The 7,640-nt window shown below is 70.6% G+C and carries 9 protein-coding genes; 4 read left to right on the top strand and 5 right to left on the bottom strand.

Annotation, left to right across the window (positions count from 1 at the left end):
- On the bottom strand, nucleotides 1–204 hold a 204-nt coding region (gene rpsJ, locus V6M45_RS07825; RefSeq protein ID WP_332655252.1), incomplete at its 3' end, for a 30S ribosomal protein S10.
- 527 nt (nucleotides 205–731) lie between these two features.
- Here rpsJ and V6M45_RS07820 point away from each other — a divergent pair.
- Nucleotides 732–1,481 (top strand): outer membrane beta-barrel protein, encoded by a 750-nt coding sequence (locus V6M45_RS07820; protein ID WP_332655250.1) that lies wholly within the window; start codon nucleotides 732–734, stop codon nucleotides 1,479–1,481.
- 144 nt (nucleotides 1,482–1,625) lie between these two features.
- Here the strand turns inward: V6M45_RS07820 and V6M45_RS07815 are convergent, their stop codons facing one another.
- The 3 genes from V6M45_RS07815 to V6M45_RS07805 all read right to left on the bottom strand — a co-directional run bounded on the left by V6M45_RS07815 (nucleotide 1,626) and on the right by V6M45_RS07805 (nucleotide 4,722).
- A complete protein-coding gene (locus V6M45_RS07815) occupies nucleotides 1,626–2,525 on the bottom strand; it encodes a GIN domain-containing protein (protein WP_332655248.1) in 900 nt (299 codons plus the stop codon).
- Between the two features lie 125 nt (nucleotides 2,526–2,650).
- The gene (locus tag V6M45_RS07810; protein ID WP_332655247.1) at nucleotides 2,651–3,592 is read right to left on the bottom strand and encodes a transcriptional regulator; all 942 of its coding nucleotides are present in this window, start codon (nucleotides 3,590–3,592) and stop codon (nucleotides 2,651–2,653) included.
- Nucleotides 3,589–4,722: a GNAT family N-acetyltransferase gene (locus V6M45_RS07805; protein ID WP_332655245.1), complete on the bottom strand. Its 1,134-nt coding sequence runs from the start codon at nucleotides 4,720–4,722 to the stop codon at nucleotides 3,589–3,591. Before V6M45_RS07805 ends, V6M45_RS07810 begins: the two co-directional genes overlap by 4 nt.
- A gap of 151 nt (nucleotides 4,723–4,873) precedes the next feature.
- Here V6M45_RS07805 and V6M45_RS07800 point away from each other — a divergent pair, with 151 nt between their 5' ends.
- Genes V6M45_RS07800 through V6M45_RS07790 form a run of 3 tightly spaced genes read left to right on the top strand, consistent with a single transcriptional unit; the run spans nucleotide 4,874 to nucleotide 6,974 of the window.
- Nucleotides 4,874–5,053 carry a hypothetical protein gene (locus V6M45_RS07800; RefSeq protein WP_332655244.1) on the top strand — a complete coding sequence of 60 codons (180 nt, stop codon included), beginning with the start codon at nucleotides 4,874–4,876 and terminating at the stop codon, nucleotides 5,051–5,053.
- On the top strand, nucleotides 5,050–5,805 hold the full coding sequence (locus V6M45_RS07795) for an SGNH/GDSL hydrolase family protein (RefSeq protein WP_332655242.1): 756 nt from the start codon (nucleotides 5,050–5,052) through the stop codon (nucleotides 5,803–5,805). Before V6M45_RS07800 ends, V6M45_RS07795 begins: the two co-directional genes overlap by 4 nt.
- A 56-nt stretch (nucleotides 5,806–5,861) precedes the next feature.
- Entirely contained in the window at nucleotides 5,862–6,974 is a 1,113-nt protein-coding gene (locus V6M45_RS07790) for a L,D-transpeptidase family protein (protein WP_332655240.1), read from the top strand.
- A 7-nt stretch (nucleotides 6,975–6,981) separates the two neighbouring features.
- On the opposite strand, the gene V6M45_RS07785 is transcribed toward V6M45_RS07790, so the two are convergent.
- Nucleotides 6,982–7,473, bottom strand: coding sequence for a hypothetical protein (locus tag V6M45_RS07785; RefSeq protein ID WP_332655238.1), 492 nt, complete (start codon nucleotides 7,471–7,473; stop codon nucleotides 6,982–6,984).
- Nucleotides 7,474–7,640 lie beyond the last annotated feature (167 nt).

The raw sequence follows: 7,640 nt of genomic DNA, 5'->3' as shown, positions 1-7,640 counted from the left end.
CGTGCGGATTTCAAACTGCTCGCGCGACTTCTTGTCGACGTGCGGCGAGCGGTTCACGGTGAACTTTTCGATCAGGGTCGGCAGCGGGATCGGACCGCGAACGGTCGCGCCCGTGCGCTTGGCGGTGTTGACGATCTCGCGCGTCGAAAAGTCGAGGACGCGGTGATCGAAGGCCTTGAGCCTGATGCGGATGCTTTGATCCATATCGGTAGCTATTCCCAAGCAGGCGAACCTGCGTCCCTGTGAACCATTTCAAAGACCGGAGTCTTCAGGCCGCGAGGCCTTCAGAGTACGCACGTCCGCAAAAACGATCGGCCCACGCAGTCTCCCGCGAAGGCCGTTGAAGTCCTGGGTCACTGCAAAGAACAGGGTCTCAGGTCGTTCCTGCGGACCGCGTCTGCACCACAAACTCAAGCGAGGTGCACAGCCGGTCCAACAAGAGTGGGCGCTTATGCAGATCGATTCCGCTTCCGTCAAGCGGCGAAAGCATGACGGCGACTTGGTGAGGCCCGTCGAAGGCGATCCGGGCGGTCTCATGACCGTTCGTTGAGGTAGCGCCGTTATCCGTCCGTCACTTTGTCACCGCAAGGCCACAATGCGTGTCAGCTCCGCCACACGGTGACCATGCCGCCCATGTGTGACGGCTTTGTAATGGCAACGCTGTCCGGGCCGCTGATACCGCAGCGGTCCGCCGCGGCGAATCCGGCCGCGGTCTGCAAGGAAAAGAAAAAATGAAGTCTCTCCTCCTCGTCACCTCCGCCCTCGCCGCCTTCGCCGCGGCTCCCGCCCTGGCCCAGGACGGCCCGATCGGTTCGGTCGGCGTCACCTACGGCAACTCGGAAGCCGAGCTCGGCGGGCTGAGCGCCGATTCCGACGCCTATGCCATCGACGGCGTCGTCGCCATGCCGGCCTTCGGCGAGTGGACCGTCACCGTCGCCGCCAACGCCAGCCAGTTCGACGACGGCTCCAGCGATGACACGACCCTGGCCGGCACGGCCCACCTGACCACCATGGCCGGGTCGGACCTGCGCTTCGGCGGCTTTGTCGGCGCCGCCGACGTCGCTGACGAAACCGCCCTGACGGCGGGCGTCGAAGTCCAGAAATACCTGTCCAAGGCGACCCTGACCGGCGTCGTGGCGTACACCACCGCCGACGACGTCGATCTGGACGTCTGGTCGGTCGGCGGCGACGCGGCCTTCTACGTCACGGAAGCCCTGCGCCTGAACGCCGGCGTGTCGTGGATGACCATCGACGACGCCGATGTCGACGGCTTCACCTACGGCGTCGGCGCCGAGTACGTGATCGCCAGGTCGCCGTTCTCGGTGACCGCCGGCCTGTCGCACTCGGACATCGAGGACCTGGACGTCGACACCTGGACCGTCGGCCTGCGTTACAGCTTCGGCGGCGGCCTGCAGGCGCGCGACCGCGCCGGCGCGGCTCTGCCGGGTTCGGGAGTGATGGGTATCCTCGGCTCGCTGTAAGCGTCCCGAACGTCGGAACGACAGAGCCCCGGCGGAGCGATCCGCCGGGGCTTTTCGTTGGGCGACGGTCTGAACGGCGGACGCAAAAAAGGCCCGGGGGGTTCCACGCTCCCGGGCCTTCTCTGCCTGCAGCGGCCGCCGAGGCTAGCGGCCGATGCGGATGTCTCCCGAGCCGACCACGCTGCGGCTGACGGCGCCGGTCGCCTCGGCGATGCGGACGTCGCCCGAGCCGGCGATGGAGACGCTGACGTCGCCGGCGACGCCGCCGAAGTCGATGTCGCCCGAGCCGCCGATGGCGATGTCGAGGTTCGGGGCCCGGCCGCGGCGGATGCTGACCTCCCCCGAACCGCCGATCGCGATATCGGTATCGCCATCGACCGCCGCGATCATGGCTTCCCCGGAACCGCCCATATTCAGATCAAGGGCGCCGGTGGCGCCGGCCGTGAGCCGGCCCGAGCCGCCGAGATTGGCCTCCAGCGACCGGGAGGTTCCCACGGTCAGTTCGCCCGAGCCTCCCATCGACGCGTCGACGGGGCCGTCGGTGTTGGCGATCACCCAGTCGCCGCAGCCGCCGTTGCTCATCTCGACCGAGGTCGCGCCCCGGCCGATCGAACCGTAGACGGCCGAGCCGGCGTCGATGTTCACTTCCCGCGGCGAGCGGATGACGATCAGCGGCGCGTCGTCCAGATCGACCTGGCCGATATTGCGGACCTCAACCGAGGCCCCCTGCCCCGGCCGGGTCCGATCCGGGCCCGAGCGGCAGTTGCGGAGGCTGTCGCCCATACGGATCCCGGCGAGGCGGCGGCCGAGGCCGCCGTCGATGCGTACATCGCCGTTGCTGCTGCGCTCGACGCGAAGGGCCGGAAGGCGCGAGGCGCCCTGTTGAATCTCGACGCCGATGTCGGCGCGATCCTCGACGATGACCACGACGCGGGCGACGGCGTGTTCAATCTCGACCTCGGGGCCGGACCGGGCCAGGGCCGGGTCGGCGACAGCGGCGGTGAACGCGGCGGCGGCGGCGGCGGTCAGCAGGATGGGTTTCATGATGGGGTTCCCTCTCCGGAATGTGCCGGGAAGGTGCGACCGGGCCCCCGCCGAGTCACTTTAAATCGAGGTCATGACCTCATTGTAAGAAAGAGGGGGCCGCTGTCGCCCGCCGCCTTGGGCGTTCAGCGCATGGCCAGGGGCGAGATCAGGCCCTTGTCCGGCGGCGGCGGTTCGTCGCCGAGTTCGAAGGCCCGCTCGTAGGACTCCAGCCGGGTCCGGACCAGACCCAGCCGCCTCAGCCCCATCGACGCCCCCCACAGCGCCGCCCGGGCGGCGATCGGCGCCCGGTCCGCCGGCAGCACCGGGGCGCCCCAGCGGCGCAGCACGCCGTTGGTGTAATGCGCCCCATTGGTCATCCGCGACCGCCAGGTCTGGTAGTCGCACGACAGGGAGACGTTGAAACTGCCCTGGTTCTCGATCCGGTGCGGCGCGTGCAGCGGCCACGCCACCGCCATGCCGGGCTTCAGGTCGAACACCTCGGCGGCGGCGTCCATGTCGCGCCGGTACGGCAGGTCTTCCGTCTGCTGCTCCAGCACGATGTTCTCCATCGACCGGGCCGGCATATGGGTCTCGTCGACCGGATAGACCCAGATCCGCTTCTCGCCGCGCAGGTGGAACAGCGTCACCCCCGGCGGATCGGCGTGAAACGGCACCTTGGCCGACGGGGCCGACAGGATCAGCTGCCCGGTCACCTGCACCGGCCTGAAGCCCGGCACATGGTCGGACAGGTCGGCGAAGGCCCGCCGCATCACCTCGGCCAGTTCGGGCCAGTGGTCCTGGATGCGGCGCATCTGGATCCACATCCGCCCGGCCTTCGCGGCCTCCAGCAGGGCCGCCCCGCCGCGCCGGCCCTTGGTCCCGGTCTGCAGCATGGCCTGGTCGTCGGCGTCGTAGTGGAAGATGTTGATGTCGAACAGCTCGGCCGGGTGCCGCTCCAGTTGCCGCGCCAGCGCCTCGTCCTCGAACAGACCGGTCTCAAGCAGCCGGTGGGCGTAGGTTATCGGCGTGCGGCCGAAGGCGTCCCGGCGCGCGGCGTCAAAGGCGGGGATCAGGCGCTCGCTCATGCTGAGGCTCCCAGACTCTTGCGCGCCGCGGCGGCGGCGGCCCCGGCCGCGCCCGCCCACCAGTCGGCGGCGCGAGTCTCGCAGGCGTTGATGATGTCGAACCGACGGCTCAGGCTCAGCTCGAACCGGCGCAGCGGGCCCGGCCCGCCCGCCATCAGCCGCCCCGCCATGCGGGTCAGGTCGGGACGCGGCCCCTCGGCCACGCCCTCGAACACCACCCCGGCTGGCTCGGCCAGCGCCGTCTTGTAGCCCTCGTCCCCGGCCCCGAAATCGACGCTCCGGTAGCCGCGCTCCGCCGCCTCCTCCATCTCCAGCCGCGTCAGCAGGGTGCCGACGCCGTGCCGGGCGAAGGCGGCGTCATAGGTCGGGAACCACAGGTGCAGGGTGCGGCCGTCCTCCAGCGAGGCCTCGGCGGCCACCAGTTCGCCCGCCGCCGTGCGCAGGCTGGCGAGGTGGAGGCCGAAGTCGGCGCTGCGGGTCTCCATCAGAGTCCGCAGCAGGTCTCCGGTCCAGCCGCAGGCGAAGACGTCGTGTCGTCGCGAGCGCCGGTACTGTTCGCGCTTGCGGGCGATGATCCAGTCCAGCACCGCCGGGTCCCGTTCATCCCAGGTGAAGATCGGTTCGCCGTGCTCGCGCTCGAAGCCGCGGCGCAGCCGGCGCATGTTCTTGAAGAAGCGGTGGCTCCGTTCCTCCAGCCGGGCGGCGAGGGCGGTGCGCCCGCCGGTGACGTCGGTGGCCAGACGGGTGCGGACGATGAAGCCGGGAACCTCGCCCGCGGGCGACAACCAGCCGCCGACGCGCAGCACGCCCCCCAGCCGCCGCGCCACGGTCGCGGGATCCAGCCCCTCGGCGGCGGCGGCGATCACACCGTGATAGTCGGTCAGAGGCGCGCCCAGCGGCTGGATCAGCCGCCCGCGCCTCTGGAACGGAAAGAAGCCGACGGCGCGGCCGCCGCGCCGGAAGACCGCCACGGCCGCACCCGGAACAGCCCCCGCTGCAAGGGTGTAACGGGGATCGAGATAGGGATGATCGAGGCCCGGTTCCGTCGCACGCAGGGCGTCCCACGCCGCGCGATCCTCCGGACGCAACGCATCCGGCCGGATGATCTCCATCTCCAGCGCCTCGTTCATTCGTCCCGATCCGCGTCCTGTTGGTCGCTGGCAGACTGCGCCCGGGGCCATTTCAGTACGGTTTAGAGGATTGGTGAATGAGTTGCTGCGGAGCCCTCGCGCCGCGCAGGCGTTGCCTTTGCGTCCATCCCGTCCTTCAGTGGAGCCCCTGATGTCGCCTTCCTCCCCGACCGATCGTCCGCCCGGACGCCAGAACGAATACGAGGAAGAGCGCACGCCGCCCCGCGATGGCGAGCCGCCTCGACCCGCCCAGGAGTCCCCCGGCTCGGAAGGCTCGAGCAACAGCGGCGAGACCGCCACCGACCCCGCCACCGGAGAGCCCAACCCTTGAAGTCCGCCGCCGCCATCGCCCTCGTCTTCCTCGCCGCCTCCTCTCCCGCTCTCGCCCGCCCCGCACAGCCCCAGACCGCGCCTGCCGCCTGTCCCGTCACGGCGGATCACGTCGCGGCCAACGGCGGCCTCGGCCGCAGCCGCGCGGGGGTGGCGGCGGGAAACCTGACTATCCTCGCCATGGGTTCGTCTTCGATCGAGGGGGTCGGGGCCAGCCGGCCTGACCTCGGCTTCGTTCCCCTGCTGGAAGCCGGACTGGAACGGCGGCTGCCGGGCGTCGAGGTGACGGTGATCAACAAGGGGATAGGCGGCGAGACCGCGAAGGAGACCGCCGACCGCCTGCCCCGGGAGATCGCGGCGGGGCGGCCTGATCTTGTGATCTGGCAGCTGGGGACCAACGATGTGCTGCGCGACCGGCCGATGGACGACTTCTTCGCGGACTTCCGGCGCGGGGAAGATGTGCTCGATCGCGCCGGCGTCGACGTTCTGCTGATCGACCCGCAGCGCCTGCCAGAGGGAACGGTCAATCCGTCGTTCCGGGGCCGCAATCCGGCCTTGGGCGAGACGGCGCGGATGATCGACCTTGAGGGCGGCCGGGTCGGCTACGCCGTGCTGCATCGCTTCTCCGCCATGGGCGCCTGGACGGACCTCGAGCGGGGGGGCGTCGGCCCCGACGACCTGCACCTCAACGACGCGGGCTACGCCTGCTGGGCCGAGGTCACCGCCGAGGGACTGGCCGCCGCGCTCCGCTGAGTGGAACGGGGGGCCTTTTGCGGGGTTGCTCTGGTCCACTGTGCCGGAGCCTGCCCATGACTGTTCGCCGCCTCGCCCTGTTCGCCGCCCTGCCCCTGCTCGCCACCGCGGCCTGTGGCGACGACGCGCCCGAGCCGCGCGTCGTCGAGGCGAGCGCTCCCGGCTCGGAGGCGGCGACCCGGCTGCGTCAGTCGATCGAAACCGCGACCTTCAGCCCGCCGGCGGCGGCCCAAACCCCTGGCGCCGCGCCGTCCGCCCCCTCCGGCGAGACTGCGGCGCCGGCCGGCGGCGACGCGGCGGAGCCGGCCCTCGCCCGGGAGACCAAGCCCGACCCAGCCGTGGTCCGGGCGCAGATTCTGCTCGACCGCACCCGCTTCTCGCCCGGGATCGTCGACGGACTGGGCGGGGAGAACACCCGTCAGGCCATCGCCGCCTTTGAGGAAGCCCACGATCTGCCGGTCGACGGGGCGCTGGACGCGGCGGTGTTCGAACGCCTCGCCGCCGGCGACGGCCGCCCGGTGCTGGCCGACTATACAATCACCGAAGCGGATGCCGCCGGCCCCTTCATCGGCGCGGTTCCCGAGGACGTCGAGGCCATGGCCCGGCTGGAGACGGTCGGCTACGCCGACGCCCGTGAGGCGCTGGCAGAGAAATTCCACATGAGCGAGGCCCTGCTGGACGCGTTGAACCCGGGCGTCGACTTCGGCCGCGCCGGCCAGAGGATCGTCGTGGCCGCGACGGGGCCGTCCGGCCTGCAGGGCGAGGTGGCGCGGATCGTCGTCGACAAGGACGAAAGCTCGGTGCGGGCCTTCGACGCCGACGGGCAGCTGCTGGCCTTCTATCCCGCCACCATCGGCAGCGGCGAAACCCCCTCCCCTTCGGGCCGTCACACGGTCCGGGCGATCGCGCCGGAGCCCAACTACACCTATGACCCGTCGCGGGTCAGCTACGGCGACGGCGGCGGCAAGGTCGTCGTGCCGGCGGGGCCCAACAACCCGGTGGGCTCGGTCTGGATCGACCTCTCGCGGGACACCTACGGCATCCACGGAACCCCGGCGCCGGCGGAAATCGGCAAGACCGTCTCCAGCGGCTGCGTCCGCCTGACCAACTGGGACGCCGAACAGCTCGCCTCCGCCGTGAAGGCCGGGGTCGAGGTGCGATTCCTCTGAGCGGCCGTCAGCCGGCCCGGCGGTAGGTGAAGTCGTAGCGGGGCCGCCAGGTCTCTCCGTGGTCCGATGACATCTCCGACCACTGGCGCACGCTCCCGTCCTGCAGGGGCTGAAGCCTCATGCGGATCAGCAGGGGCGGCCGGCCGGTCCGCGTCTGGCTGGTCAACAGCGACATTCGTTCGCCGTCCCAGCCCCCGGTGAACAGCATGCGCGCGCCGGTCGAGCCCGTGCCGAACTGGACCCATTCCCCGGCCGCCCGGTCCCAGAGATTGGTGCTGCCTCCCACGAAACCCGTCGGGCTCTCGAAGGTCTCGCGAATGGCGCAGCCCCGATAGATCGGCTCGATCACGCTCTCGCCCGCATGTGCGCCGGTGCTGGTCTCGACCACCGTCCAGCGGCCCAGCCAGAAATCCAGCTGGCGATGCTCGGCGGCGGTGCAATCGGGGGCGGCCAGCGCGGTCTGGACCGGCGAGAGGGGCATGAGCAGGGCGAGAACCATGGCCCATATTCGGCATGGCCGCGAAATTCGCCAGCCCCCGGACAGCAAAACGGCCCCCGGATCGCTCCGGGGGCCGTTCTGTCTTGTTTGGCCTATGCTCGCCTCGCGGAGGCTCGCGGCTTGAGGCCTTTTACTCGGTGATCTTCGACACGACGCCGGCGCCGACG

The organism is Brevundimonas sp., assembly GCF_036676055.1.
GTDB lineage: Bacteria > Pseudomonadota > Alphaproteobacteria > Caulobacterales > Caulobacteraceae > Brevundimonas.
This window is presented reverse-complemented; position numbering and strand designations above follow the sequence as displayed.

What these genes read in the sequence shown, in the direction of transcription:
- V6M45_RS07810 (WP_332655247.1), bottom strand. Translation starts at nt 3,592, where the DNA reads ATGAGCGAGCGCCTGATCCCCGCCTTTGACGCCGCGCGCCGGGACGCC.
- V6M45_RS07820 (WP_332655250.1), top strand. Translation starts at nt 732, where the DNA reads ATGAAGTCTCTCCTCCTCGTCACCTCCGCCCTCGCCGCCTTCGCCGCG.
- V6M45_RS07790 (WP_332655240.1), top strand. Translation starts at nt 5,862, where the DNA reads ATGACTGTTCGCCGCCTCGCCCTGTTCGCCGCCCTGCCCCTGCTCGCC.
- V6M45_RS07815 (WP_332655248.1), bottom strand. Translation starts at nt 2,525, where the DNA reads ATGAAACCCATCCTGCTGACCGCCGCCGCCGCCGCCGCGTTCACCGCC.
- V6M45_RS07800 (WP_332655244.1), top strand. Translation starts at nt 4,874, where the DNA reads ATGTCGCCTTCCTCCCCGACCGATCGTCCGCCCGGACGCCAGAACGAA.
- V6M45_RS07805 (WP_332655245.1), bottom strand. Translation starts at nt 4,722, where the DNA reads ATGAACGAGGCGCTGGAGATGGAGATCATCCGGCCGGATGCGTTGCGT.
- V6M45_RS07785 (WP_332655238.1), bottom strand. Translation starts at nt 7,473, where the DNA reads ATGGTTCTCGCCCTGCTCATGCCCCTCTCGCCGGTCCAGACCGCGCTG.